Annotated in this window: 23 protein-coding genes; 10 read left to right on the top strand and 13 right to left on the bottom strand. The window is 64.5% G+C overall.

Going from position 1 to position 24646, the window contains the following annotated elements; translation table 11 throughout:
• Window positions 1-9: 9 nt before the first annotated feature.
• From GEV37_RS10870 to GEV37_RS10840, 7 genes are all read right to left on the bottom strand, one after another.
• Complete coding sequence (locus tag GEV37_RS10870) at window positions 10-1485, bottom strand: mannitol dehydrogenase family protein (RefSeq protein WP_227390273.1); 1476 nt, start codon at window positions 1483-1485, stop codon at window positions 10-12.
• Between the two features lie 2 nt (window positions 1486-1487).
• On the bottom strand, window positions 1488-2771 hold the full coding sequence (locus GEV37_RS10865) for a TRAP transporter large permease (protein WP_227390272.1): 1284 nt from the start codon (window positions 2769-2771) through the stop codon (window positions 1488-1490).
• Between the two features lie 2 nt (window positions 2772-2773).
• Window positions 2774-3352 (bottom strand): TRAP transporter small permease, encoded by a 579-nt coding sequence (locus GEV37_RS10860; RefSeq protein ID WP_227390271.1) that lies wholly within the window; start codon window positions 3350-3352, stop codon window positions 2774-2776.
• An 80-nt stretch (window positions 3353-3432) separates the two neighbouring features.
• Window positions 3433-4401 (bottom strand): TRAP transporter substrate-binding protein, encoded by a 969-nt coding sequence (locus GEV37_RS10855; RefSeq protein WP_227390270.1) that lies wholly within the window; start codon window positions 4399-4401, stop codon window positions 3433-3435.
• Window positions 4402-4482: 81 nt separating this feature from the next.
• Window positions 4483-5505 (bottom strand): Zn-dependent oxidoreductase, encoded by a 1023-nt coding sequence (locus tag GEV37_RS10850; protein WP_227390269.1) that lies wholly within the window; start codon window positions 5503-5505, stop codon window positions 4483-4485.
• A 14-nt stretch (window positions 5506-5519) separates the two neighbouring features.
• Entirely contained in the window at window positions 5520-6731 is a 1212-nt protein-coding gene (gene manD / locus GEV37_RS10845; RefSeq protein ID WP_227390268.1) for a D-mannonate dehydratase ManD, read from the bottom strand.
• The gene (locus GEV37_RS10840) at window positions 6728-7474 is read right to left on the bottom strand and encodes a GntR family transcriptional regulator (protein WP_227390267.1); all 747 of its coding nucleotides are present in this window, start codon (window positions 7472-7474) and stop codon (window positions 6728-6730) included. The genes manD and GEV37_RS10840 overlap by 4 nt, the downstream gene beginning before the upstream one ends.
• Before the next feature lie 111 nt (window positions 7475-7585).
• Here GEV37_RS10840 and GEV37_RS10835 point away from each other — a divergent pair, with 111 nt between their 5' ends.
• Window positions 7586-8761 (top strand): alpha-hydroxy acid oxidase, encoded by a 1176-nt coding sequence (locus GEV37_RS10835; protein WP_227390266.1) that lies wholly within the window; start codon window positions 7586-7588, stop codon window positions 8759-8761.
• Window positions 8762-8898: 137 nt separating this feature from the next.
• Here the strand turns inward: GEV37_RS10835 and GEV37_RS10830 are convergent, their stop codons facing one another.
• From GEV37_RS10830 to GEV37_RS10820, 3 genes are read right to left on the bottom strand one after another with little or no spacing between them, the layout of a single operon-like run.
• Entirely contained in the window at window positions 8899-10218 is a 1320-nt protein-coding gene (locus tag GEV37_RS10830) for a hydroxymethylglutaryl-CoA reductase, degradative (RefSeq protein WP_227390265.1), read from the bottom strand.
• A gap of 28 nt (window positions 10219-10246) precedes the next feature.
• The gene (locus tag GEV37_RS10825) at window positions 10247-11599 is read right to left on the bottom strand and encodes a tripartite tricarboxylate transporter permease (RefSeq protein ID WP_227390264.1); all 1353 of its coding nucleotides are present in this window, start codon (window positions 11597-11599) and stop codon (window positions 10247-10249) included.
• Window positions 11600-11601: 2 nt separating this feature from the next.
• Window positions 11602-11835, bottom strand: a complete 234-nt coding sequence (locus GEV37_RS10820; protein ID WP_227390263.1) for a hypothetical protein — start codon at window positions 11833-11835, stop codon at window positions 11602-11604.
• Window positions 11836-11998: 163 nt separating this feature from the next.
• On the opposite strand from GEV37_RS10820, the gene GEV37_RS10815 reads away from it, so the two are divergent.
• Window positions 11999-13372 carry an aminotransferase-like domain-containing protein gene (locus GEV37_RS10815; protein ID WP_227390262.1) on the top strand — a complete coding sequence of 458 codons (1374 nt, stop codon included), beginning with the start codon at window positions 11999-12001 and terminating at the stop codon, window positions 13370-13372.
• Between the two features lie 22 nt (window positions 13373-13394).
• On the opposite strand, the gene GEV37_RS10810 is transcribed toward GEV37_RS10815, so the two are convergent.
• On the bottom strand, window positions 13395-14564 hold the full coding sequence (locus GEV37_RS10810; RefSeq protein WP_227390261.1) for an amino acid deaminase: 1170 nt from the start codon (window positions 14562-14564) through the stop codon (window positions 13395-13397).
• Between the two features lie 218 nt (window positions 14565-14782).
• On the opposite strand from GEV37_RS10810, the gene GEV37_RS17045 reads away from it, so the two are divergent.
• The 8 genes from GEV37_RS17045 (at window position 14783) to GEV37_RS10770 (ending at window position 22528) form a co-directional block, all read left to right on the top strand.
• Window positions 14783-15646, top strand: a complete 864-nt coding sequence (locus tag GEV37_RS17045; protein WP_227390260.1) for a MurR/RpiR family transcriptional regulator — start codon at window positions 14783-14785, stop codon at window positions 15644-15646.
• Between the two features lies 1 nt (window position 15647).
• Entirely contained in the window at window positions 15648-17147 is a 1500-nt protein-coding gene (locus GEV37_RS10800) for an N-acyl-D-amino-acid deacylase family protein (protein ID WP_227390259.1), read from the top strand.
• On the top strand, window positions 17144-17530 hold the full coding sequence (locus GEV37_RS10795) for a RidA family protein (RefSeq protein WP_227390258.1): 387 nt from the start codon (window positions 17144-17146) through the stop codon (window positions 17528-17530). The genes GEV37_RS10800 and GEV37_RS10795 overlap by 4 nt, the downstream gene beginning before the upstream one ends.
• Window positions 17531-17744: 214 nt before the next feature.
• Window positions 17745-19241 (top strand): sodium:solute symporter family protein, encoded by a 1497-nt coding sequence (locus tag GEV37_RS10790; protein ID WP_227390257.1) that lies wholly within the window; start codon window positions 17745-17747, stop codon window positions 19239-19241.
• 176 nt (window positions 19242-19417) lie between these two features.
• Window positions 19418-20314 carry a beta-keto acid cleavage family enzyme gene (locus GEV37_RS10785; RefSeq protein ID WP_227390451.1) on the top strand — a complete coding sequence of 299 codons (897 nt, stop codon included), beginning with the start codon at window positions 19418-19420 and terminating at the stop codon, window positions 20312-20314.
• The gene (locus GEV37_RS10780) at window positions 20311-21264 is read left to right on the top strand and encodes an L-carnitine dehydrogenase (RefSeq protein WP_227390256.1); all 954 of its coding nucleotides are present in this window, start codon (window positions 20311-20313) and stop codon (window positions 21262-21264) included. Before GEV37_RS10785 ends, GEV37_RS10780 begins: the two co-directional genes overlap by 4 nt.
• Complete coding sequence (locus GEV37_RS10775) at window positions 21264-21719, top strand: thioesterase family protein (RefSeq protein WP_227390255.1); 456 nt, start codon at window positions 21264-21266, stop codon at window positions 21717-21719. Before GEV37_RS10780 ends, GEV37_RS10775 begins: the two co-directional genes overlap by 1 nt.
• A complete protein-coding gene (locus tag GEV37_RS10770; protein WP_227390254.1) occupies window positions 21677-22528 on the top strand; it encodes an alpha/beta hydrolase in 852 nt (283 codons plus the stop codon). Before GEV37_RS10775 ends, GEV37_RS10770 begins: the two co-directional genes overlap by 43 nt.
• A 31-nt stretch (window positions 22529-22559) precedes the next feature.
• Here GEV37_RS10770 and GEV37_RS10765 read toward each other — a convergent pair whose 3' ends face one another.
• A complete protein-coding gene (locus tag GEV37_RS10765; protein WP_227390253.1) occupies window positions 22560-23504 on the bottom strand; it encodes an ABC transporter substrate-binding protein in 945 nt (314 codons plus the stop codon).
• An 84-nt stretch (window positions 23505-23588) separates the two neighbouring features.
• Entirely contained in the window at window positions 23589-24572 is a 984-nt protein-coding gene (locus tag GEV37_RS10760) for a GlxA family transcriptional regulator (protein ID WP_227390252.1), read from the bottom strand.
• Between the last annotated feature and the right edge of the window lie 74 nt (window positions 24573-24646).

The raw sequence follows: 24646 nt of genomic DNA, 5'->3' as shown, positions 1-24646 counted from the left end.
AATCTCCTTTCAGCGAGTACTCAGGCGGGTGACGTCGGCGATAGCGGACGCGACGCCGCGCTCGGTGAGCGCACGGTAAGCCGCGAGCACCTGGGCCTTGAAGGCGCCGTCTTGAGCCACCGCTGCCGGCATCACGGCGCCGAGGGTGAAGAAGGCATCGATCAACGCGCTCGCGTCGTCGCCATGGCGCACGTGCAGCGCGCCGAGCGTCTCGGCCATCGGGTCGTCGATACGAAACGCGTGACCGGCGAGCGTGCTGCCGGCGGTGTAGCGAATCCAGCCGGCCAGACCCAGCGCCACGCAAGCGGTCTCGCCCCCGGCGGCCAGGTTGGCCTCGACGACCTGCAGCCAGCGCTGGGGCAGCTTCTGGCTGCCATCCATGGCGATCTGCTGGAGGCGGTGACGCAGGCTGTCGTTGGCGAAGCGGGCAAGAAGCGAATCCGCGTAGGTGTTCAGGTCGATGCCTTCCGGCATGGCCAGCGTCGGGGCGGCCTCTTGGCGCATGTAGCGATCGAGCAGCGCCCGAAAAGGCGCCTGCGAGACGGCGTCGAACACGGTCTCGATCTCGGCCAGCGCACCGAGATAGGCGAGCAGCGAGTGGCTGCCGTTGAGCATGCGAAGCTTCATGGCCTCGAAGGGGGTGACGTCGGCAACCATGGTCACGCCCTCCTCCTCCCACGTCGGGCGGCCCTGGGGAAAGCGATCCTCGATTACCCATTGCGAGAAGGCCTCGCCCACCACCGCGTTGGTATCAGCGACGCCCAGCCTTTCGAGCGCGGCAAAGTCCTCGTCGGTCATGGCGGGCACGATGCGATCGACCATGCTGCAGGGAAACGCGACGTGCGCGAGAATCCAGTCGGCAAGCGCTGCGTCGTGCACGCAGGCGAGCCCTGCCACCGCCTGACGGGTGCGCTCGCCGTTGTCCGGCATGTTGTCGCAGCAGAGCACGGTGAACGGGGCCAGGCCCGCCTCGAAGCGCTGGCGCAGCGCCTCGACCAGAATACCGGGGGCGGTGCGCGGCGCGTGCGGCGCGGCGATATCCGCCTGGATCATCGGGTCGTCCTGCAACAGCGCGCCACTGGCCGGATCGAGAAAGTAGCCCTTCTCGGTCACGGTGAGCGTAACGATGCGGGTTTCCGGGCGCGCCAGCCGAGCCAGCAGCGCCTCGAGATCGCGCCCCCACTGCCCCTGGGCATTTTGACCGGTGAACAGCGTCTCCTCGATGGCGCCGACTTCACGAACCGTGACGCTCTCGCTGTCGCGATACTCCGCCACATGATAATGACAGCCCGCCTTGGCGAGCGCGTCGACCAGTGGCGCCCCACGGCGCAGGTTCGCCGCGCTTATGCCCCACTGGGCGTCGCCGGTGCGCTGCCGGTAGCGTTCGAGATACACCGCCTGGTGGGCGCGGTGAAACGCGCCCAGGCCCAGGTGAACGATGCCGACGGCGCCCTTCGGCGCCGCCTCGATACGGTCGAGCGTCATGATCAGTTACTTCCCATCAGCAGGTTCGGCAGCCACAGCGAGATGGCCGGCACGTAGGTGACCAGCAGCAGCACGCCCAGGTTGCAGAGCAGAAACGGCACGATGGCGCGGGCCACGGTCAGCATCGGCAGCTTGCCGATACCGGCGACCACGAACAGGCACACCCCGACCGGCGGCGTGGTCAGGCCGATCATCAGGTTGAGCACCGCGATGACGGCGAAGTGTACCGGGTCCACGCCCACCCCGGTCGCCACGCCGACAAGCGCCGGGAACAGGATGATCAGCGCGGCGATGGTTTCCATGAAGGCGCCGACGAACAGCAGGATCAGGTTGAGGATCAATAGCACGATCAGCGGGTTCTCGCTGATCGACAGGATCATCGTGGCGATCATCTGCGGAATCTGCTCGCTGGTGAGAATCCAGCCGAACAGGTTGGCGAGCCCCACCATCAGCAGAAGCGCCGAGGAGGTCAGCACCGTGTCCACCAGGATGCCCGGCAGCTTGCGCAGGGTAAGTCCCTTGTAGACGAACATGCCGACCACCAGCGCGTAAAGGCAGGCGACGATGGAGGCTTCGGTCGGGGTGAAGAAGCCGCCGATGATGCCGTAGAGAATGATGACGGTCATCAGCAGCGCCCAGAAGGCAGTCTTGGCCTCGCGCAGAAGCTGCAGGACCGGAACGCGCTTCTCCTTGGGATAACCGCGACGCACGGCCAGGATGTAGACCGTCACCATCATGGCAAGCCCCATGAGGATGCCAGGCACGGCGCCGGCCAGGAACATGCGCCCGACCGAGATACCGCTCAGGGAACCCGCGATGATCATCGGCACGCTGGGCGGAATGATCGGCCCGACGGTGGACGAGGCTGCGGTCACGGCGGCGGCAAAGGGCTTGTCGTAGCCCGAGCGCGCCATGCCGGGAATCATTACCGAGCCGATGCTCGCCGAATCCGCCACGGCGGTGCCGGAAATACCGCCGAAGATCATCGACCCGCCGACGTTGGCAAGGCCCAATCCGCCGCGAATGTGGCCAAGCAACGCGTTCGAGAAGCGCACGATGTGCTCGGTGATGTTGCCCACGTTCATGAGGTTGCCGGCCAGCACGAAGCCGGGAATGCACAGCAGCACGAAGGTGTCGATACCCGCGTACATGCGCTGGGGCACGATGGTCAGCGAGATGCCCTCGAGCAACAGATAGGACATCGAGGCGATGCCCAGCGCAAAGGCGATGGGCATGCCCACCACCAGCAGAACGAGAAAAACACTGAAGAGAATGATGACTTCCATGCTCACGACTCCTGTGCGCGAACGGTTGGGCGGCACATCGCGACGAGACCTTCAAGGCACCCGAGTGCGCTGTAAAGCAGCAGCAGTGCGAAGGTGACCACCGTCGAGAAGAAGATATACAGCATGGGAATACGCAGCGTGGGCGAGGTTTGCCAGGCTCCGTTCTGGGCGTACTGCCATGCATAGGGCAGTACCATGAAGGCGAACACGCCGATCATCAGGCAGATCAGTGCCTGGAAGGCGCCTTTCATGCGCGGGCCGAGCCCGTGATGGAAAAGCTCGACGCTGATGTTGCGGTGCTGGCGCATCACCACGCCGGCAGAGAGCGCCACCATGTAGATGAACAGATAGCGCGACAGCTCTTCGGTCCAGGCAATCGAAATGGGCAGGAAGAGCCTCGCGCTCACCTGGAGCAGGACCGTAACGGCAATGGCGACGAGCGCCAGCACCGCCAGGGTAAGAAAAACGGTATCGACCCAGCCCATCACGCGCCCGACGGCGCCTTCAAACCTGGGTACCGTCGACATCGAATCCAGACTTTCCAACGCCTCTTGTTCCAGCGCTTTTTGATCCGAGCTCATAAACAATTCCTCGCGGGGCAAACGGCTCTTGCGAATACAAGAGGGCCGGCGCAGTGCCGGCCCGCTCTCGCCTTGGCGTCTTACAGGTCTTGAATGGCGTCGAAAAGCTCACGCTGCTCGGGTGTCAGCGCCTCGACCACCGCCGGGCGGGCCTGTTCGGCGAAGGCGTCGACATCCACCTCGATGAACTCCATGCCACGCTCGGCCAACGCCTCTTCCAGGCGAGTCTGGTCCTCGACGAACAGCTCCGCCTCGTAACTCTGCATGGTCTGGGCCGCCTCGCGTACCACGTCCTGCAGCTCGTCGGGCATGTTCTCGAGCTGGTTGCGGCCGATCACCACGTAGATCCAGCTGCGCACGTGGCCGGTCATGTTGACGTAGTCCTGCACCTCGTTGAAGCTCGCGCTCTCGATCAGGCTCAACGGGTTCTCCTGGCCTTCGAGGGTGTTCTGCTGAAGCGCGGTGAACACTTCGCTGAAGGCCATCGGGGTCGGGCGGGCGCCGAGCGCCTGCCACACATCGACGAACAGCGGCACGTTGGGCACGCGCAGACGCAAACCGTCCAGATCCTCCGGCGTGCGGATCGGCCGGTTGGAGGTCAGCTCACGCGGGCCGCGCTCGAACCAGGCCAGCGGCACCAGGTTGGTACGCTCGACGATCTGCTCCTCGATGTCGCGACCGATCTCGCCATCCACCGCCGCCTTCAAATGCTCGGAGTCGCGAAACGCGTAAGGCACCGCCATCATGGCCGCCTTTGGCGCCCAGTTCTGCAGGCTCTCGCCGGTGATGGTCATGTCCGCGGTGCCCAGCTGGATGCTGTTGATCACGTCCATTTCGCTGCCGAGCTGCTCGCTCGGGTACAGGCGCACCTCGATGCGGCCATCGGAGTTGGCTTCCACCTCCTCCTTGAACTTCACGGCAGCCTGGTGCCAGATGTTCTGCTCGTTGGCCAGGTGGCCAAAGCGCAGCGTGTAGTCCGCTGCCAGCGCCGACTGCGCGCCGAGAAGAACGGTTCCCAGAACCGCACTGGTCAGTAGTTTCTTGATCATGGTCGTGACTCCTGCACTGTTGCGTTATTGGTTGTTGGTAGCGCTGTGTTGATGAGTGGGCGTGGTGGTGGGCTATCTTCCTCAGGTACCGATCTGGATCAGCACCTTGCGGGCCTCCTCCGGGCGGTGGTCGAGCATGTCGATGGCTTCGGGCATCTCGACAAGCGGTAAGCGGTGGCTGACCAGCGCCAGCGGATCGAGCTGGCCGCTCGCCATGAGCTCGAGCACCTCCGGAAACTTGCGGTTGTTGAGCCGCGAGCCGACCAGGGTCAGCTCCTTCTTGATCACCTCTAACTGGACCAGGTCGCTTGGCTGGACGCTGAAGCCCAGAAGGCCGATGCGCCCGGCGGGCGAGGCAAGGCGCAGCATCTGGGGCAGCAGCGCCGGTACGCAGGCGGCATCGGCGATCAGCGGTACGCCCTCGCCCTGGGTCAGCGCGGTGATTTCCTGCTCGACGTCCTGAGTGCGGCTGTTGAAGACGTGGGTGGCGCCCAGGCTTTTCGCCGCCTCCAGGCGCTCGTCGATCACGTCCACGACGATGATCTCCTCGAGCCCCAGGGCCCTGGCCATCTGCAGGATGGTCATGCCGATCACGCCGGCGCCGAGAATCAAGAGACGGTCGCCCGGATGCGGCTGCATGCGATCGAGCACGTTCGCGGCGATGGTGTAGGGCTCGACCAGTGCGGCGGCGTCGAGGCCGATATGTTCGGGAAGCGCATGCACGTTTGCCGCCGGCACGGCGACGAGCTCCTCGAAGCCGCCATTGCGGTGCACACCGATCACCTCCAGCGCGCTGCACACGTTGGGCCGACCGATGTGGCAGGGATAACAGTGGCCGCAGCTGATGACCGGATCGACGCAGACGCGTTCGCCCACGCGTTTACCCTCGACACCGTCGCCTACGGCCTCGATCACCCCCGCGAACTCGTGGCCGGTGATGCGCGGGAAACGCACGAAGGCGTTGTCGCCATGGATGATGTGCATGTCGGAGCCGCAGATACCGGCGAACGCAACGCGCACCAGCACCTCGCCAGCGCCGGCGGTCGGTACGTCGATCTCGGCAACGCGGTAGTCATGCGGGGCGTTGACCTGGAATGCTTTCATGGATGCAAGGCTCCTCACCAGTGCCATAGGGTGCCGTCTTCCAGCCGGTTGACCGGCAGGCTGGCACGCTTGTAGGGGTACTGTTTGGCCAGTTCCTCGTCGATATCGACGCCGTGTCCCGGGCTCTCGCCGACGAGGAAATGGCCATCCTCGAAGCGGTAATCGTGGGGGAACACCTCGTTGGTCGCAGCGGTGTGCGGCATGTACTCCTGAATGCCGAAGTTGGGCACCCAGGTATCGAAATGGATCGCCGCGCCCATGCACACCGGCGAAAGATCCGTCGGTCCATGGAAGCCGGTGCGCACGTGGTAGAGCCCGGCCAGATCCGCAAGCCTTCGCACGTGAGTGATACCCCCGGCGTGGGTGAGCGTGGCGCGAATGTAGTCGATCCACTGGTTCTCGATCAGCGCCTTGGCGTCGAACAGACTGTTGAACACCTCGCCCACCGCCAGCGGCGTGGTGGTGTGCTGGCGAATCAGCCCGAAGCCTTCCTGGTTTTCTGCCGGTACGCAGTCCTCGAGCCAGAAGAGATTGTAGGGCTCCACCGCCTTGCCCAGGCGCGCGGCCTCGATGGGCGTCAGGCGGTGATGGACGTCGTGCAGCACGTGCAGGTCGTCACCGAAGCGCTCGCGCACGGCGGCAAAGAGCTTGGGCACGTGATTCAGGTACTTGGAGGTGCTCCAGACGTGCTCGGCGGGCAGGTCCGCATCCGCCGGCTCGTAGGGCTCGCCCTCCTTCTTGGCCACGCCGTAGATGCTGGCGATCCCCGGCACGCCGGCCTGCACACGTACCGCCTTGTAGCCTTCGTCCACGTGGCGGGCAACCTCCTCGAGGCACGACTCGATGTCGCGTCCGGTGGCGTGGCCGTAGACCATCACTCGCTCGCGGCTCTTGCCACCGAGCAGCTGGTAGAGCGGCATGCCGGCGAGCTTCGCCTTGATGTCCCAAAGCGCCATGTCGACGGCGGCGATCGCACTCATGGTCACCGGTCCGCGCCGCCAGTAGGCACCGCGATACAGGTAGTGCCAGATGTCCTCGATGCGCTGCGGGTCGCGGCCGATCAGTGCCGGGATGACGTGCTCGTCGAGATAAGCGACCACCGCCATCTCGCGGCCGTTCAACGTCGCATCACCGATGCCGTAGGTGCCCTCGTCGGTGACGATCTTGAGGGTGACGAAGTTGCGCCCCGGGGAGGTGACGATGGTATAGGCGTGTTCGATCTTCATGAAGCGTCTTCCTCGATGAAAGATAGCGTTTCCTGAGCATCGAACATCTCGGGAAAGCGTTGGACCAGATCGGGCAGCGACACGAGAATTTCGCGCAGGTGGCGCCGCATGGCGTGTTCCGCCTGCGCGACGTCGCGCTCCTCGATAGCGGACAGAATATCGGCGTGCTGCTCGACAAGCCGCGCGATGGGCGTGGTATCGGGCACGCTCAAATAGCGCACCCGGTCGAGCTGAGCGCGCACTTCCTCGATCACCTTCCAGGCGGATTGCTGGCCCACCGCGAGCGAGAGCGTCTTGTGAAAGCGCTCGTCGAGCAGGTAAAAGCGATTCGAGTCGTGCGGCTGAATACAGCGGCGCTGGCGTTCGACCAACTCATCGAGCTCCTCGAGAACCGCGGGGGAAAGTCCCTTGACGGTCGCCTGGCGCACTACGGCAACCTCCACCGCTTCACGCACGAAACGCGACTCGAGCACCGCGCGCCGGGAAATCTTGACGACGAAGGTGCCGCGCTGCGGGCGAACCTCGACCAGTCCCACCTCGGACAGGCGAATGAAGGCTTCGCGTACCGGCTGCCGGCTCACCGAAAAGGCGTCGGCGACCTCTTTCTCGGACAGCGCCTTGCCAGGTGCCAGGACCATCTGAATGATGGATTGCCGCAGCACCTGATAAAGGCGCTGGCGCACGGACTCGGTTTCCGAGGTCTCCTGCCACAGCGCCTGCAAGGTGGGATTGATGTCGTCCATGGATATCGCCTGAATGTGGGGCTAGCCCCGTAACTGATATGACTAGTATGGTAGTATGGCGAAACAAACTAAAGCCCTTGCCGTCTATACTTTGGTTGAAGGACAAAAACGATGAAACGCCAGCGTTATACCGGTTCGAATTATAAAAAAGCCTTGAATATCGAAGACATGGAGCACATCGCCAAGCGCCGACTGCCCAGTTTCGTGTTCGAGTACGTCTACGGCGGCAGCGACGACGAGCATACGCTCGCCCATAATCGCAGGGTCTTCGACCGCTATCTTTTCGAGCCAAAGACGATGACTCGAGTGGGTCCTCGCAAGCTTTCGACCACCCTGTTCGGTCAGGAGCATCGCCTGCCCGTGGCGATCGGCCCTACCGGGTTCAACGGCATGCTCAGCCACGACGGCGATCTGAAGCTCGCTCTGGCCGCGCGGGATGCCGGCATTCCCTTCGTGCTCAGCAGTGTCTCGACGACCCGTATGGAGGAGATCACCGCCATCGAAGGCCTCACGGCCTGGATGCAGATCTACTTCTACCGCGACCGGCATTTCGTCAAATCGATGATCGAGCGCTGCGCCCGGGCGGGCTTCGATGCCATCGTGGTGACCACCGACAGCGCCATTTATGGCAACCGTGAGTGGGACGTGCGCAATTTCCGCCGCCCCCTGAAGCCCTCCACTGCCAACCTTCTGCACCTGTTGACCAAGCCAGGTTGGATGAAGGATGTGCTGTGGCCAGACGGGCTGCCCACCTTCAAGAACCTCGACGACCTGCTGCCACCGGACAAGCGCAACGCTCAGGGCGCCTCGCAGATCATCGGCCCGCAGCTCGACCCCACCCTCAACTGGGACGACATCGCCTGGCTTCGCGACGTGTGGCCGGGCAAGCTCATCCTCAAGGGCATCATCGCCCCGGACGAGGCCGAGGAAGCCGTGCAACGCGGGGTGGACGGGATCGTGCTGTCGAACCACGGCGGGCGTCAGCTCAACCACTCGCTGTCGCCGATGGATACGCTGGCCGAGGTCAAGGCGCGGGTGGGCGAGCGCTGCCAGCTGTTCGTCGACAGCGGCTTTCGCCGTGGTACCGACATCGTCAAGGCCCTGGCGCTGGGCGCCGATGCCGTGTGGCTCGGTCGCGCCACGCTTTATGGCCTGGCCGCCGGCGGCCAGGCCGGCGTCACCCATGCCCTAGGCTTGCTGGAAAAGGAGATGGCCTCCACGCTCGGCCTGCTGGGGTTCACGCACTTGAGCGAGCTGGATGAGCGGTGTCTTCGGCAGATGTCATGACGTGATGGCGTTTCAAGCAGCAACGCCGAATACGAGGCGCTCGCCGCCCCCCGCACGAGGAGCTCTCGATGAACCACCGCTTCGTCGCCATCTGCGCCTTCTCCGCCCTGGTCGCCATGCCGGCCTGGGCCGGTGGCTCAGGCGCCTCGAAGCATTGCCAGATGCCCTTTTGCGATATCCACCCGTACCTTACCTTCCTTCACGAGCAAGGCGGCCACGTGGTCGATCTCGTCATGCTCGGCACCGGCCATGACCGCGATGTTCTTGGCATGAAGCGCCATATGGCCCTTCTGAATGCCGGTAGTGGCCAATGCCTTCATGGCGGCGAAATTCTGGGCAAGCCCCACGGCCACGATGATACGTGCCAGTCGGTCTGCGGTCTCGACCCCCAGAATGGACAGGCAGTGCCGGGCACTGGGATGCGAACGCGTCGCCCCGCCGACCAGGCCCACCGGCATCGGCATTTCCAGCGTGCCGGTGAGATTGCCCTCGCCATCCACTTCCCAGTGGGTCAAGGAGCGATAGCGCCCGCTGCGCGCGGCGAAGGCATGGGCTCCGGCCTCGACGGCCCGGGTATCGTTGCCCGTGGCCAGCACCACGGCGCTCACCCCGTTCATGATGCCCTTGTTGTGGGTCGCCGCCCGGTAAGGGTCCAGGTCGGCGAAGCGATAGGCGTTCAACATGGCATCGCGCACTGCCTCCCCGCCAATGTCGGAAAGGCTCCAGGTAGCTCGCGCCCGGGCCAGGCGCCGATCCGCCAGGTTCGACAGGATACGCAGGCAGCTCTTGCCATCACTCCACTGCGCCAGCAAGGGCGCAACCGCCTCGGCCATGGAGTTCACCGCGTTGGCCCCCATGGCGTCGCGCACGTCCACCAGCAGGTGCACGATGACCATGTCGTCGATCACTCGCACCTCGAGATCCCGAAAGCCGCCACCGTGCTCGAGCAGCACCGGGTCCGTGGCATCGCAGATCGCCTTGATCTGCTCGATTTCCGACAGCAACCGCAGGCGGGCGAAGGCCGGGTTCGGCACCTCGAGAAGCTGTATCTGGGCGATCATCAGCGGCGCCGAGGTATCGGTCTTGAAACCGCCGGATGCCCGGCATTGGCGGGCGGCGTTGCATACCGCCGCCACCACCGAGGACTCTTCAGTGGCCATGGGCACCAGAGGCTCCTCGCCGTCGATGATCAGATTCGTGGCGATACCGATCGGAAGATTGAGGGTGCCGATGACGTTTTCGATCATGGCATCCGCCGCCGCCGGCGAGACGTTGCCCATGTCGGTGAAGTGGCTGCGCACCTCGTCACCGAGCCCGGTCTGGGCGAGCACCTTGTCCAGGCGCTGCTCCGGGGACAGCTGGTGAAAACCGGGGATGCGCGAACCTGAGCCAAGGTGGGAACCAGCACGAATGTCAGAGCTTTTGTCAGAATGTGTGTCAGCGCTTGAACGGGTCATGAGCCTTCCTTTCGTTGAATGAGTATCGTCAGGCCAGCAGGCCCATCAGCCAGGGCGCGGCGTAGAGGGTCATGAACTGCACGCCGTAGTTCACCCCCCAACGGTTGAGAAGCCCCGCCACCAGTGCCAGCACCATGACGCCCAGGATGCCCATGAGTCCGGCGTCCATGTAGGCGAGCAGCATTACCAGAGAGAAGAACATCGCCAGGAAGGCTTCGTGGGGAATGCGCGTGAACACGAACAGGCAGATGCGCCGGGCATAGCGCACGGCGATGGGATAGGTGATCAAGAGCGCCACCCCGGCCCCCAGCACGCTGGCCACGGTGATTTCCCAGAAGCTCATCAGGTGGTGCGCGTTTTGCTCCAGGGTCAACACGGGCGGCGCGTTGAAGAACGCATTGCCCGGGCCGATCGCCATCGGGCTCATGGGGATGCCGAGCGCGGCCAGAGGAATCAGGATACCGGCGATGTAGGAGGCGTTGGTCACCGCATCCATCGACGAGAGCGCGCGACTGGCCTTGGCTACCGTGCCCTTGACCCAGCTCGACATCACCTCTCCGAGAAAGATCGTGATGCCCACGGGGCTCATGAAGAACGTGACCGAGCCGAGCACGGAACTCGCCGCCGCGGAGGTCGCCTCCTGGCGGTTCAGGATACGAAACGGGTTGGGCAGGCGTCCTGTGTCGTCGCTGCCGTGGATCTGGATCTGTTTGGGCGCGCTTTCGGTCATGGTCTGGCGTTCGCGGTTGACCGTGAGCTGGGCGAGATTGAACATCATCGGGCCGATAGTGATGCCCAGAAAGAAGGAGATGAACACGGTCTGGCCTTCGGGAATGACGCCCATCCCCCAGTAGAAATGCCGCAGCGCCTGAATGAGCGCCGCCAGCAGCACGATACTGATCAGGCTGATGACCTTTTCACGGCTCATCAAGGCCAGAAAGACCGCCCCACCGAAGAATATCTGACTGGCGTACTGCCCCAGCACGTCCGCTAGAGGGGTCAGCAGAAACGCGAGGAAAAGGCTGATGGGAATGGCGACCAGGGTGCCGATCACCGACCCGGAGGCCATCTTGCGAATCGCCAGTGTCGCATGGCCTTCACGCTTGAGGATCAAGGCATGCTCCACCATGGGAGCGGACATGACCCCGCCGGGAATCCCCGCCACGGAGACCGGAATGGAATCCGTCAGCTTCTTGGCAACGATAGCTGCCATGAAGAACGCAAGCACCACCGGTAGAGCGACCCCGGCAACCACCAGGGCCAGCGTCACCGGGGCCAGTACCGCGGTTTCATCGGTGCCCGGGGCCACGCCGATGGCGGTATAGATCACCACGCCGATCACCGCGGCGACGAGCATCTGCAGCAAGATGACAGGATCCATGGCTAGACCTCCTCGCCGGTGTCGATCCGCCGCTTGGGGCGAAACAGCAAGGTGTTGGCCAGAAATCCGACAAGAGCGCCGCACAGCCCGCAGATAAGAGGCATGGGTGCGGGCCCGGGGGCCAGCAGGTAGCCCCCCAGGGTCAAGGGGGTTGACAGGCACAGGGACAGCAGCAGATCGCGCCCTCCCACGGTGTCATCCCAAACGTTCAGGTAGCGGGTACGCGGCTCCGGCATGGCGTGATTCCTCTATTATTGTTTATTGGTTTGATTTTCAAGCGATGATGGCGAACCCGGCCCTCCTCGCCCAGGCACAGTTGACCCCATTGAACGAAGGACTGTACCCATCAGCTCACCGGTACAGTACCCTGATGCATCTCACTCCAGAGCGAGCCGGGCGATGACGAAATCGAAGCGAATGGTGCAGGGCATACTGGATGCCATCGAGCAGGGGCGCCTGATGCCCGGAACGCGGCTCGCCTCGATTCGCGAGGCGGCGCGCCAGCACGGCGTGTCCAAGAACACGGTAGTAGATGCCTACGATCAACTGGTGGCCCTGGGCCGAGTCCGGGCGCGCCAGGGCGCCGGGTTTTTCGTCGTCAAACCTCTGGTGCTGGACACCAGTGAGAAGACCGAAGAGCTCAACGAAGCCGTGGACAGCGTTTCGCTACTGCGCGAGCAGCTCGTGGGCAATTTCGCGGTTCGAGTGGGAGACGGACGAGCCCCTGCCAGCTGGATGGCCGGGGCAATCCTGGCACGCCTGGCGAAGCAGCTGACCGCTGCGGACAGCGACCTCGAGTACGGCGCCCCCCAAGGCTACATGCCCCTTCGCGAGACCATCGCACGGGTGCTCGCCGGACGCTCGATCCATGCCACCCAGGATCAGGTGCTGCTCACTTTTGGGGCCAACCACGCTTTCGATTTGATCATTCGCCATTTCGTAGGGCCTGGAGACAGCGTGCTGGTCGAGACCCCGGGCTACTACCCGCTCTTCGGCAAGCTGCGCCTGGCCCGGGCCAAGCTGGTGGGTGTACCTCGCAGCCACGAGGGCCTGGATCTCGACGACCTCGAGCGCAAGATCAAGCAGTACCGGCCCGGGCTTTTCTTTCTTCAGCCCAACGCCCACAACCCCACCGGCACGACCCTCCCGCCCTACCAGTTGCACCGGCTATTGACCATCGCCGAGCGCTACAACGTGGTGCTGGTGGAGGATGACGTCTTCGGCGATCTCTCACCACGGGGTAGCGCCCACCTGGCGGCACTGGATGATCTCAACCGGGTCATCTACGTGGGAAGCTTCTCGAAGACGCTCTCCACGGGCGTGCGGTCGGGGTATCTGGCGGGCAGCCCGACGCTGGTCAGCGCGCTGACGGATATCAAGATGATCACCGTGGTCAACAGCTCCACCTTCAACGAGCGCCTGATTCACGACATGATCGAGCAAGGGCGCTACCGCCGCCACTTGGTACAGCTTCGAGAGCGCATCAGCAAGGCAAGCGCCAGTGCCGCGCTTGCCTTGAAAGACGCGGGCATCCAGACCCACGGGGCAATAAACGAAGGCTACTACCTTTGGGGCCACCTCCCCCCGGGAATCGATGCCCAGGCCCTGGCGCGCCGAGCCAGCGACGAGGGCATTTTCATTGCCCCCGGCGCCATCTTCTCGCTACGCCCCAACGGCCCGGATGCCGGCGCCTTGCGGGTGCATATCGCCTATGCCAACGACCACCGCTTTCTCGACTTTCTCAAGCGCTACCTATTCTCAAGCGCTACCTAGCTGGCGCCCAGCGCCTTTGACGCTAGAAGCAGGTAGACAGGCAAGCCTTGACGTCCAGAGCCTCGTCGACGAGCAACAGCTGGCGCCACTTGTCGAAGGTCAGGCACGGGTGGGAAACGCTGAAAGCAATAATGTCGCCGATCGCGACGTCCTGAGTGTCACGGGGTAACTGCACGAACGCGTGCTGGTCCATGAGCTTGGTCAGGGTCCACCCCTCGGTGGAGAGGATCTGGTTCGCGGTGCCCCCTTCCCGATAGCGGCGCAGGGGAAAGGGCAGGTGATCGTAGCCGATATCGCGCTTGCCCAAGGCCACGATGGCAAGCCCGGGTTCCGGCAGCGACTGCACCTGGGCCAGCACCTCGAGAGCCGGCTCCAGGGCCGAGGTGAGATCCCCCCGCCGGGCCAGCACTGCGGCCTGGGCCTCGCGGTACAGGCCGTGGTCGTGCACCACGTAGCAGCCCGGGCGCAGAACCGGGGTGAGCCGCCCGGTCAGCTTCGCCGCGTGAAAGGACTCGGCGATCACGTCGTACCAGGCGGACCCGGAGGCAGTGACCAACGGCGCGGCCACGGTGAACCGCCCTTGCTCGTGCAGAGTGCGCGCCACCTCCACCAGGGTATCCGCGTAGCGGCGCACCCCTTGAGCCGGATCCACCGCCTCCACCACGCCTTCATAGCCTTCGAGCCCAGCGAGCGCCAGGGCCGGCGCCTCGTGGATGACCTCTGCCAGGGCCAGCACCTCCTCGGCACTGCGACAGCCGCACCGCCCCCCGGGCACCCCGAACTCGATCAAGACCTGAAGCGTCAGCCCGCGAGCGGCGAAGAAGCCATCAAGCTGGGCAACGTTCTCGGCGCTGTCCACCACGCAGTAGAAGTCGACGCCGTCGGCGATCAGAGAGGCCACGATCGCCATGTTGGCCTCCCCTACCAATTGGTTCGCCATGAGCAGTCGCGTCACGCCGTGAGCCGCCGCGGCCTGGCACTGTACCGCCGTGGCCAGGGTGATGCCCCAGGCCCCTTGGGCCAGCTGGCGCTCGAACAAGACCGGGGTCATGGTGGTCTTGCCGTGAGGGGCAAGCTCGGCCCCATGACGTTCGGCGAATGCCTGCATCCAGGCCAGGTTATGGGTGAGTGCCTCGTCCCGAATGATGGCGGCAGGCAGGCTGACCCCGCTCAGCACCTTGGTACCGAGCACAGTGCTTCCCTTCTCCAAGCTGGCCACCTCTTTTTTTCCATCAAGGGTCGGTATCACGCCTTTTGCTTCTGCATTTCCCGGAAACGAGGCATTGCGATCGTGGGTCATCACTGGCTCCTGCTGTTGTGGGGCACGAATTGTTAGAAAATTTCACATCACGCTGGATATGAGTTAGAAATTAACATACTTTCAGGGTCAGGCCAGCCAAGGAGCGAGACGTGAGCCAGGAAATCGACATTCTTTCGCGCATCACTGCCGACTTTGCCGCCCTGCGTGAGGCGGAGAAGAAGGTCGCGACGCTGATCTTCGATGACATCGATTTCGTGGCCGAGTCCAGCATCGGCGAGATCGCTCGCCGGGCCGGGGTAAGCGACGCCACGGTCACCCGTTTCGCCCGCGCCGTAGGCTGTACCAATGTGCGCACCTTGAAATCCTGCCTCGTGCGCGCCCTCGGCGCCGGTCGCCGCTTCATTCAAGAGGCCGGGGACGAAAGCGGTGCCGGGGCGGTCTACGACATCGCCACGCAGACCCTCGCCCTCAACCGTGAGCTGATGGCCCGGGCGGACGTCGACGACGCGGTCTCGTGGCTCGACGATGCTCGCCAGGTCCTGGCCTTCGGCGCCGGGGGTGGCTCAAGCCTGCTGTGCCAGGAACTGCAGTTTCGCCTCGTGCGCCTGGGCTACGCCGTGGCCGCCTACCCCCAGGCGCTGTTGCCGCGCATGGTCGCCTCCACCCTGGACAAGAACGACGTGGTGGTGGTGCTCTCGGTGACCGGCTACACCCCGGAAATGGTCGACAGCGCCCGCATTGCCCGTCAGTACGGCGCTCGGATCATTGCCATCACCGCCTTGGGCTCGCCCTTGGCCGAGACGGCGGATCTGGTGCTGCCCATCGCCTCGCGGGAGACGGATTTCATCTATCACCCGTCGGCATCGCGCTACGCCATGATGGCGGTGATCGACGTGCTGGCTCTGGCCCTGGCCACGCGTCACCGGGAGCGCTCCCGAGACAAGCTGCGCCGCTTGAAACTCACCCTCGACGCCCATCGTGGTGGCGACAACCGCCAGCCCCTAGGAGATTGACATGGTCTATGACGTTCTGATCAAGGGCGCCTGGATACTTGATGGCCAAGGCTCTCCCGCCCGGCGGGCCGACCTTGCGATTCGCGGGGACCGCATCGCCGCCATCGGCGCGCTCGAAGGCGCGAGCGCCAAGACCACCCTCAACGCCGACGGCCTTTACCTGTCGCCAGGCTTCATCGACGTGCATACCCACGACGATACCAACGTCATTCGCACACCGCAGATGTTGGCCAAGTTGTCCCAAGGGGTCACCACGGTGGTGGTAGGCAACTGCGGTATCAGCGCAAGCCCGGTGACGTTGGCCGGGGAGGTACCGGACCCCATGAATCTGCTGGGTCGGGCGGAGGATTTTCGCTACCCAAGCTTCGCGACCTACGCCCGCGCCGTGGAAAGCGCTCGCCCGAGCGTCAACGTGGCGGCTCTGGTCGGCCATACCAGCCTGCGAAGCCAGGTAATGGACGACTTCGCCCGCCCCGCCAGCCAAGCTGAGATAGCGAGCATGCGTGAGCGCTTGGGCCAAGCCCTGGCCGAGGGAGCGCTTGGGCTGAGTACCGGGCTTGCCTATCGCAACGCCTACCAGGCGCCGACCCAGGAGATCGAGGCGTTGGTCGAGGTGCTCGGCGAGGCCGGCGGCGTCTACACCACCCATCTTCGCGATGAGTTCGCGGGACTGCTTGAAGCCATGGACGAGGCCTTTCATACCGCGCGCCATGGCGGAGTGCCCCTGGTCATCTCCCACTTGAAATGCGCTGGAGCGGGCAACTGGGGCGGCGCCCCCGCCGCGCTTGAAAAGCTCGAGACCGCCGCCAGACACCAGACCGCCCACTGCGACTGCTACCCCTACACCGCAGGCTCCTCGACCCTGGATCTTGGGCAGGTCACCGACGAGATCGAGATCGTCATCACCTGGTCAGAGCCGCATCCGGAACAGGCTCGTCGCCCGCTTTGCGACATCGCGGCGCAGTGGGGGCTCTCGCTGCTGGAGGCCGCGCGGCGCCTGCAGCCTGCCGGCGCGGTTTACCACAACATGAGCGAGGCGGACATGCAGCGCGTGCTCGCCCATCCGCTGGCCATGGTGGGCTCGGACGGTCTGCCCAACGACCCCCACCCGCATCCGCGGCTGTGGGGGGCGTTTCCCCGGGTGCTGGCCCATTACAGTCGTGATCTGGCCTTGCTGCCCCTGCCCGAGGCGGTGCGCAAGATGACCGGCCTGTCCGCGGCCAACTTCGGCCTCACCGACCGGGGCGTGCTTCGCGAAGGCGCCATGGCCGATGTGACCCTTTTCGATCTCGCGGTGCTTGAAGACACTGCCACCTATGCCAAGCCCATCGCCCCGGCCACGGGGATCGAGGCGGTGTTCGTCAACGGGGCGCTTGCCTATACCCCGGACATGACCGAGCCTGGCCGTCATGGACGCATGCTGCGCCGCAGCGCGCGCATCGAGACGCACTTTGACACATTGTCCCACCCCCACTCACCCTCACAGGAGAACGATACATGAGCATCAAACGTTACGGCACCGAAGGTGGCGTCGGCACCGGCGGCCAGAAACTGCCTTTCGCCCGGGCCGTGGAAGCCGGTGGCTGGCTGTATGTTTCCGGCCAGACCCCCATGACCGACGGCGAGGTGGTCGAAGGCGGCATCGTCGAGCAGACCCGGCTGGCCTTCGATAACTGCCTGGCGATCATGAAAGAGGCGGGGTACGGCGTCGAGGATGTGGTGCACGTCACCGCCGTGCTGACCGATGCGCGCTACTTCACCTCCTTCAACAAGGTGTTCAAGGAGATCTTCGGCGACAACCCGCCGGCGCGGATCTGCAGCGTTCAAGACCTGGTCGTGGACTGCAAGGTCGAGGTCGACGTGAAGTGCTACAAGGCCCCCTGACCGACGCCCGACACATCGGTACTTGATGCATCGACAGGAAAACAGCGACCCATTCGGGCAGGTACACGTCAGGCAAGACAAAAGAAAAAGTGCCGCTCCCCGGCAAGGGAGCGGCACCACGCTGCTGTACCACGGGACGACCTCCCTCAGCAGCCACCTCATTGCTTTCCCTCGGCCGCGGCAACGGCTGGGCTAACAACGACAAGAGGTTAACATGAACGGTCCTATATTCCTCGCGGCCTTCGTCGGCTACATCGCCGTCATGATCGTGTTCGGCTGGTATGTTTCTCGCCACAAGCGCGGCAACGGCGACGACTTTCTTCTGGGCGGGCGAAGCGTGCCGCTGTTTCTCACCGTGGGCACTACGGTGGCCACCATGGTCGGCACCGGCTCCAGCATGGGGGCGGTAGGCTTTGGCTACGCCAACGGCTGGGCCGGGGCGCTTTACGGGCTCGGCGGCGCCGTCGGCGTATTATTGCTGGCGCTGTGCTTCGCGCCGGTACGCAAGCTCCGCTTCATGACCATGAGCGAAGAACTCTCCTACTACGTCGGCGCCAATCGGTGGGTGCGCAACATCGTGGCCTGCCTGATCTACATCGCCTCCATCGGCTGGCTGGGCGCCCATATTCTCGGCGGTGGGCTGTACCTGTCCTGGATGGCGGGCATCGACCTGGTCACCGCCCGTATACTGGTGGCCCTCGGGTTCGGCATCTACTGCGTGATCGGCGGCTACTTCGCGGTCATCTGGACCGATACCGTCCAGGCAGTGATCCTGTTCGTCGGTTTCATGCTAATGGCCGTGCTGGCGCTTTCCGAAGTAGGCGGCATGAGCGGCTTGACCACCAATATGTCGCCCGAGGCGGTGAGCTTTCTGGGCATCGCCCAGATCGGCGCTCTGCCCGCCCTATCCCTGGCGGCAGTCATCGCCATCGGCGTGCTCGCCACCCCCTCGTTTCGTCAGCGCATCTACTCCGGGCGTTCAGTGCGCTCGGTACGCCGCTCCTTCGTCATCACTGGAGTGCTCTACCTGGGCTTCGCCATGATTCCCGCGGTCATCGGCATGGCGACGCACGCTCTCAACCCGGACCTCGAGAACAGTAACTACGCCTTCCCCTTCCTGGCCACGGAGATCCTGCCGCTGGGCCTTGGGTTGCTCCTGCTGGTGGCCGGCCTTTCCGCCACCATGTCGAGCGCCAGCTCCGATGCCATCGCCGGGGTCTCGACCGTGATTCGTGATCTCTACGTGCTGGTGCGCGGCCACGCCCCGTCCGCCGGCAACGTGGTGCGCTTCTCTCGTATCGCCCTGGTGGGCACCATCTTGCTGGCCCTGCTGTTCGCGCTGGCCTCGGACAACGTCATCACCTACATCACCCGCATGATCTCCACCATCATGTCGGGGCTGTTCGTGAGTGCGCTGCTAGGGCGCTTCTGGCAGCGCTACAACTGGCAAGGGTGTCTGGCCACCCTCGCCAGTGCGTCGGCCACCTCCCTGATCATCATCGGTCATGCGGACTGGAACGCCTTCTGGGGTAATCCGAGCCTGCCGGCGGTCATCGTCGCGACAATCGTCGGCGTGGTAGTGAGCCTGATCACACCGGCCTCCACCGTCACCCATCAGCAGGCGCTTGCCCTGATCGACAAGGAGCGCGAGCGCATGGAACACGCCCCGGAGGCAGACCTGACCGGCACCGAGCCGACCTCCACGACCTGACCCGCCTGCATTCTCCTGCCCTTCTGAATGACCAAAAGTGACGATCCTTCGTCGCTTCTGGTCAATTCGAACCCTCCTTGTCTCTCCATACTGATCCGCAACCTGCAAGCGAATCGGTTGAGTACATCCGATCAACACGTGAGCTGGACATGTCAGTTGAACGACAGGAGAGCGCGATGAATTCCGAGGTCATCCTGACCTGCGCCGTTACCGGCGCCGGCGACACCGTTGGCAAGAACCCGAACGTGCCGGTTACTCCAAAGCAGATCGCAGATGATTGCATCGCCGCCGCCAAGGCCGGAGCGAGCGTTGCCCACATTCACGTGCGCGACCCGGCCACCGGCGGCGTCAGCCACGACCCGGCGCACTTTCGCGAGGTGATGGACCGGGTGCGCGATTCAGGCGTGGACATCGTGATGAACATCACCGCCGGTGGCGGCGGTGACTGGATTCCCGATCCTGCGGACCCGACCCGAGGTGGGCCCGGCACCGACATCCAGACCCCCGCCGAGCGTCATCACCCGGTGGGGGAGCTTCTGCCGGAGCTTTGCACCCTGGACTGCGGAAGCCTCAACTTCGGCGATATGGTGTACGTAAACCCCGCGGACTGGCTTCGCGAGCATGCAAGGCTTGTGCAGGCTGCCGGCGTCAAGCCGGAACTCGAGTGCTTCGACCTGGGCCACGTCTGGTTCGCCCGTCAGTTGCAACAGGAGGGTCTGATCGATGCCGACCCCCTCTACCAACTGTGCCTGGGCATTCCCTGGGGGGCCGAGGCGGACACGGAGACCATGCTCGCCATGCGCAACAAGTTGCCGGCATCCGCCCAGTGGGCGGCGTTTGGCATCGGCCGCCAGCAGATGCCGATGGTCGCTCAGTCAGTGCTGCTCGGTGGCCATGCTCGGGTGGGGCTCGAGGATAACCTGTACCTCAGAAAAGGGGTATTGGCGAGCAACGCCCAACTGGTCGAGCACGCGGCCAGCTTGATCGAGAACCTGGGCGCCCGGGTGATGACCCCTGCCCGCACTCGCGACCACCTGGAGCTTCGCGGCGCCCAGACCGGAGGTGAGGCATGAAACAGCTCAGCGTGATCGGCACTGGCGTCATCGGTAACGGCTGGATCGCCCGGGCGCTGGCCCAGGGGGTTCACGTAGTCGCGTTCGACCCGGACCCGAGCGCCCCCGAGCGCACCCGCGCCTTTGTGGACAACGCCTGGGCCTCCTTGAGCGCTCATGGGCTCGCCCCCGGGGCGCGCCCGGACAACCTGCGCTTCGCATCCAGCCTTGAAGACGCGGTGCAGGAGGCGGACCTGATCCAGGAAAACGTACCGGAGCGTCTGGCGCTCAAGCGCGAGATCCTGGCCGCCCTTGATCGCTGCGCCGACCCCTCGGTACTCATCGGCTCCTCAACGTCCGGTTTCAAGCCCAGCGAACTTCAAACCGAGTGCACCCGGGCTCCTGGCCGGGTAATCGTTGCCCATCCTTTCAACCCGGTCTACCTGCTGCCGCTGGTGGAACTGGTGGGCGGTAACGCCACCGAGGCTCATCACATCGAGCGCGGCCGGGCGCTTTATCAACGCCTGGCCATGCGCCCGCTGGTGGTACGCAAGGAGATCGAGGGCCACTTGGCGGACCGGCTGATGGAAGCGCTGTGGCGCGAGGCGCTTCACCTGGTCAACGACGGCGTGGCCACCACCGAGGAAATCGATGCGGCGGTGGTCTACGGCTGTGGGCTACGCTGGTCGTTAATGGGCACCTTCCTGACCTTTCACCTGGCCGGGGGCGACGCGGGCATGCGCCACATGCTCGAGCAGTTCGGCCCGGCCCTGAAGCTTCCCTGGACCAAGCTCGAGGCGCCAGAGCTTACCAACGAGCTGATCGAGCGCGTGGTGCAAGGTTGTGAGCACCAGGCCGCGGGACGCTCGATCGCCGAGCTGGATCGGCGTCGGGACGACTTCCTGGTGGAGCTGCTGGGACTCGTTCAGAAATACTGGCCCGAGGCCGAACGCCTCGAAGGACGAATCTGATGATCGTGCTCGATACCCGGGTGGCCCCGGAGTGGGTCGACTACAACGGCCACATGAACGATGCGGAGTACGCCCGGGTGTTCTCCCAGGCCGTGGAAGCGCTGATGGTCACCCTCGGCCTCGATGAGGCCGGGCGCACGCGTTATCGCTACACCCTCTATACCCTGGAAACCCACCTGTGCTATCGCCGGGAGGTGCACGAAGGCGCCGCGCTCAGCGTCAGACTGACGCTGCTCGATCGCGACGCCAAGCGCCTGCACGTGTTTTTCGAGCTGCTGGATCGCGAAGAAAACGTGCTGGCGACCAGCGAGCAGATGCTGATGGGCATCGACCAAACCAGCACTCGGCCGGCCCCCTTCCCTTCGCCGGTGGAGGCGGCGGTCGCGACCCTGCCCACCCGCTCTCAAGGCGAATGGCCCGACTTGGCCGGACGCCGTATCGGCCTTCGCCGTTGATGGACATCGAAGCGTTTATCGAGCGCTTCGAGAAGGGGCTCGAGGCGATGGAGCCCCTGCCTCTCGCTTATGCCCGTCGGCGCTATGACCGGCTCTGCGCAAGCTTTGCCCCGCCAGATCCGGTGGGGATGACCCGGATCGATGATCAGGTGGCAGGCACGAAGGTGAGGCGTTTTCGACCGGCGCGGGCCCGGTCAGGGTCTGTGATCTACCTGCATGGCGGAGGCTTCACCCTCGGCTCCCTCGAGAGCCACCACGGCATCGCGGCAAATCTTGCCGAGCGGCTCGGCCGGGAGGTCGTCAGCGTCGATTACCCGTTAGCCCCGGAGCACCGGTTCGATACCATGGTCGTCGCCTGCCAGCGGGTGATCGATACGGTGCGTCCGGTGGGCGTCATGGGCGACAGCGCCGGCGCTCGCCTCGCTCTGGAGGTTTGCCATTCGTCGCTGTCGGGGCTTGTCTATCCGCCCGTGAATGGATTGAATCTCGACACCCTGGGCCCGGATGCCCCGCTTCTGAGCCGCCAGGACGTACTGGCGCTGGCGCCGCTTTGCCCGGCGCTTTCAAGCGCGATACCCACGCCCCGGCCTCGAGGACCGGTCGAGGTACTGAGTGTGGAGCACGACCCGCTCACCGCCCCCTTGATACAAGAGATTGTCCGTTGGCGCCGGGCGGGAGGCGACATCGGCGACCGCGTTGCTCCGGGGATGGTACACGCCGCCCTGCACGCCCACGATACGCTCTGGAACATGAAGCACGCCTGGCAGGACTTCTGCCAGGCGTGCCGTCGTCACTTGGATGAAGGCTAGGCGATATTCGCCGTGACTGACACGGGCGCCGTTACTCGAACTGGGCCCGAACGGCCTCGATCGCCGGGGAGCCGTCCTTGGCGCTCACACCCTCAAGCCACTCGCCCACGGTGTCCAGGTGGCTTGCGATCCACTCCCGAGCCACTTCATCGGCAGGGCGATCCTCGAAGCTATAGCCATGAACCCAGTCGTTCTGGTCCTCGATCGCCACCGTGAACTGGCTCAGAAAGCGATGAAGCTCCGGGTCCTCTTGGGAGAGGCTCGCCGGCACCACCGTCCAGACCGTACTCTCGATCTCGGCAATGCCCGCCTCGTCCGCATCCTCTAAATAGACCAGATCGAAGCTGACGTTCATCCAGTGCGGCTCCCAGCCCACGAAAGTGACCCACTCCTGTTCCGCCATCGCCTGCTGCGCCTGGGCCAGCATCGCCGAGGTGGAGCTTTCCCGCAGGGTCCAATCCCCCAGCCCCGCCCGGTCGCCATCGATGGCGGCCAGTATCGCGTTGTTGATACCGGTACCCGCCTCGATACCCTGGATCTCGCCGTCGAAACGATCGCGATGGGCATCCAGGTCGGCCACCGAGGTCACGCCGGCGTCATACACGTAGCGAGGCACCACGAGGCCCGAGTTCGCGCCTTCGATGTTCGAGACCAGCTTTTCGACCTGACCACTTTCCACCAGAGGCTCGATCATGTCGATCTGTACCGGATACCAGCCGCCCAGGTAGACATCGAGATCATTGCGAGTCGAGCCCTCGAGGATGACGCTCACCGCCAGGTCCCGCTGGCGAGTCTCGTAGCCCATGGCCTGCATCAACTGCGCCGCCACTTCAGACTTGACGGTGACCCCGGGCCAGGGCGGCACGCCGAAACGCACCTCATCCAGGTCGGCGGTAGCGGGCCCGGCGGCCAGGGTCGCCACGCCAAGGGCAGCGAGAATGAAAGGGGTCTTGAGGGCTTGGGAAGATGCGTTCATGTCGTCTCCATTTTTATCATGAGCCTTCAGTGTGAGGGCTAAGACAACTGAAAAGTCGACACCAGGCGACGCTATTGCCCCTTTTTACGTCATGGGCCCGCTGCGAAAGCGCCGACGCGCCTGCATCGGCGAGTGGCCGTAGCGCCCGCGAAAGGCTCGGGCGAAGCTCGAGCTCGAGCGAAACCCGCAGGCCACCCCCACTGCCAGCACCCCCATGTCGGTGTCCGCCAAAAGCCGTTCGGCGCGGGCAAGGCGAAGATCCAGATACCAATGGCGCGGCGATACCTTCAGTTCCTGTTCGAACAGACGCTGCAGCTGACGAGGCGAGATGCCGCTGCGCCGGGCAATCTCCACCAAGGGCAAAGGCTCCTCCAGGTGGCGCTCCATCAACCCCACCGCTTCGATCAAGCGGCGATGATGGGTGCCGAGCCGCCCTGCCAGTGACATGCGCTGCTGGTCATGGCGGCTTCGAAGGCGCTCGTGAATGAGCTGTTCAGACACGGCTACGGCCAGCGCCGCGCCGTGGCGTCGGGCGATGACCTCGAGGACCATGTCCATCGCCGCCGCGCCACCGGCACAGGAAAAACGCCGCTCGCCGAGTTCGAACAGCTCGTCGGATGTTTCAAGGGTCGGGTAGCGTTCGCGAAACACCGGCAGGCTCTCCCAGTGCAGCGTGATGCGTTCGCCTTTCAAGAGCTCAGCGGCGGCCAGCACGAAGCCTCCGGTATCGAGTCCGCCGAGGGCGCAGCCGGCCTGGTCCAGCCGGTGCAGCCAGCCCGCCAGCGACCGGTTCAAATGGCGTTCGGGCTCGAAGCCACTACATACCGCCAGCGACGACAGCGCCCGTTCGTCGCCCATGGGTTCATCCACCAGCAGGGTCATATCGTTGCTGGCGGTGACCGGCTCACCGTCGGTGCTGTAGAGGGTCCATTCGAACAGGGACCGACCGCTGATGCGGTTGGCGATACGAAGCGGTTCCACGGCGGAGAAGAACGCCATCATGGAAAAACGAGGCAGCAGGAGAAACCCGATCCGCTCGGGCAGCGGTCCACAGTAGTGAAGGCGCACGCGGTATCCTTGGAAACGAAGAGTCGCTCCCAGCTTATCGCCCCGACGCCCAGGGTGAAAGACGCTTCAACCGC

It is taken from the genome of Vreelandella malpeensis (assembly GCF_020622355.1).
GTDB lineage: Bacteria > Pseudomonadota > Gammaproteobacteria > Pseudomonadales > Halomonadaceae > Vreelandella > Vreelandella malpeensis.
The sequence above is the reverse complement of the archived record's forward strand: the minus strand, read 5'-3'. Positions and strand labels throughout refer to the sequence as shown.

What these genes read in the sequence shown, in the direction of transcription:
- GEV37_RS10765 (WP_227390253.1), bottom strand. Translation starts at nt 23,504, where the DNA reads ATGAACGCATCTTCCCAAGCCCTCAAGACCCCTTTCATTCTCGCTGCC.
- GEV37_RS10815 (WP_227390262.1), top strand. Translation starts at nt 11,999, where the DNA reads ATGACGAAATCGAAGCGAATGGTGCAGGGCATACTGGATGCCATCGAG.
- GEV37_RS10795 (WP_227390258.1), top strand. Translation starts at nt 17,144, where the DNA reads ATGAGCATCAAACGTTACGGCACCGAAGGTGGCGTCGGCACCGGCGGC.
- GEV37_RS10820 (WP_227390263.1), bottom strand. Translation starts at nt 11,835, where the DNA reads ATGCCGGAGCCGCGTACCCGCTACCTGAACGTTTGGGATGACACCGTG.
- GEV37_RS10800 (WP_227390259.1), top strand. Translation starts at nt 15,648, where the DNA reads ATGGTCTATGACGTTCTGATCAAGGGCGCCTGGATACTTGATGGCCAA.
- GEV37_RS10855 (WP_227390270.1), bottom strand. Translation starts at nt 4,401, where the DNA reads ATGATCAAGAAACTACTGACCAGTGCGGTTCTGGGAACCGTTCTTCTC.
- GEV37_RS10870 (WP_227390273.1), bottom strand. Translation starts at nt 1,485, where the DNA reads ATGACGCTCGACCGTATCGAGGCGGCGCCGAAGGGCGCCGTCGGCATC.
- GEV37_RS10775 (WP_227390255.1), top strand. Translation starts at nt 21,264, where the DNA reads ATGATCGTGCTCGATACCCGGGTGGCCCCGGAGTGGGTCGACTACAAC.
- GEV37_RS10850 (WP_227390269.1), bottom strand. Translation starts at nt 5,505, where the DNA reads ATGAAAGCATTCCAGGTCAACGCCCCGCATGACTACCGCGTTGCCGAG.
- manD (WP_227390268.1), bottom strand. Translation starts at nt 6,731, where the DNA reads ATGAAGATCGAACACGCCTATACCATCGTCACCTCCCCGGGGCGCAAC.
- GEV37_RS10830 (WP_227390265.1), bottom strand. Translation starts at nt 10,218, where the DNA reads ATGACCCGTTCAAGCGCTGACACACATTCTGACAAAAGCTCTGACATT.
- GEV37_RS10835 (WP_227390266.1), top strand. Translation starts at nt 7,586, where the DNA reads ATGAAACGCCAGCGTTATACCGGTTCGAATTATAAAAAAGCCTTGAAT.
- GEV37_RS10770 (WP_227390254.1), top strand. Translation starts at nt 21,677, where the DNA reads ATGGCCCGACTTGGCCGGACGCCGTATCGGCCTTCGCCGTTGATGGAC.
- GEV37_RS10790 (WP_227390257.1), top strand. Translation starts at nt 17,745, where the DNA reads ATGAACGGTCCTATATTCCTCGCGGCCTTCGTCGGCTACATCGCCGTC.
- GEV37_RS10825 (WP_227390264.1), bottom strand. Translation starts at nt 11,599, where the DNA reads ATGGATCCTGTCATCTTGCTGCAGATGCTCGTCGCCGCGGTGATCGGC.
- GEV37_RS10785 (WP_227390451.1), top strand. Translation starts at nt 19,418, where the DNA reads ATGAATTCCGAGGTCATCCTGACCTGCGCCGTTACCGGCGCCGGCGAC.
- GEV37_RS10860 (WP_227390271.1), bottom strand. Translation starts at nt 3,352, where the DNA reads ATGAGCTCGGATCAAAAAGCGCTGGAACAAGAGGCGTTGGAAAGTCTG.
- GEV37_RS10865 (WP_227390272.1), bottom strand. Translation starts at nt 2,771, where the DNA reads ATGGAAGTCATCATTCTCTTCAGTGTTTTTCTCGTTCTGCTGGTGGTG.
- GEV37_RS10840 (WP_227390267.1), bottom strand. Translation starts at nt 7,474, where the DNA reads ATGGACGACATCAATCCCACCTTGCAGGCGCTGTGGCAGGAGACCTCG.
- GEV37_RS10780 (WP_227390256.1), top strand. Translation starts at nt 20,311, where the DNA reads ATGAAACAGCTCAGCGTGATCGGCACTGGCGTCATCGGTAACGGCTGG.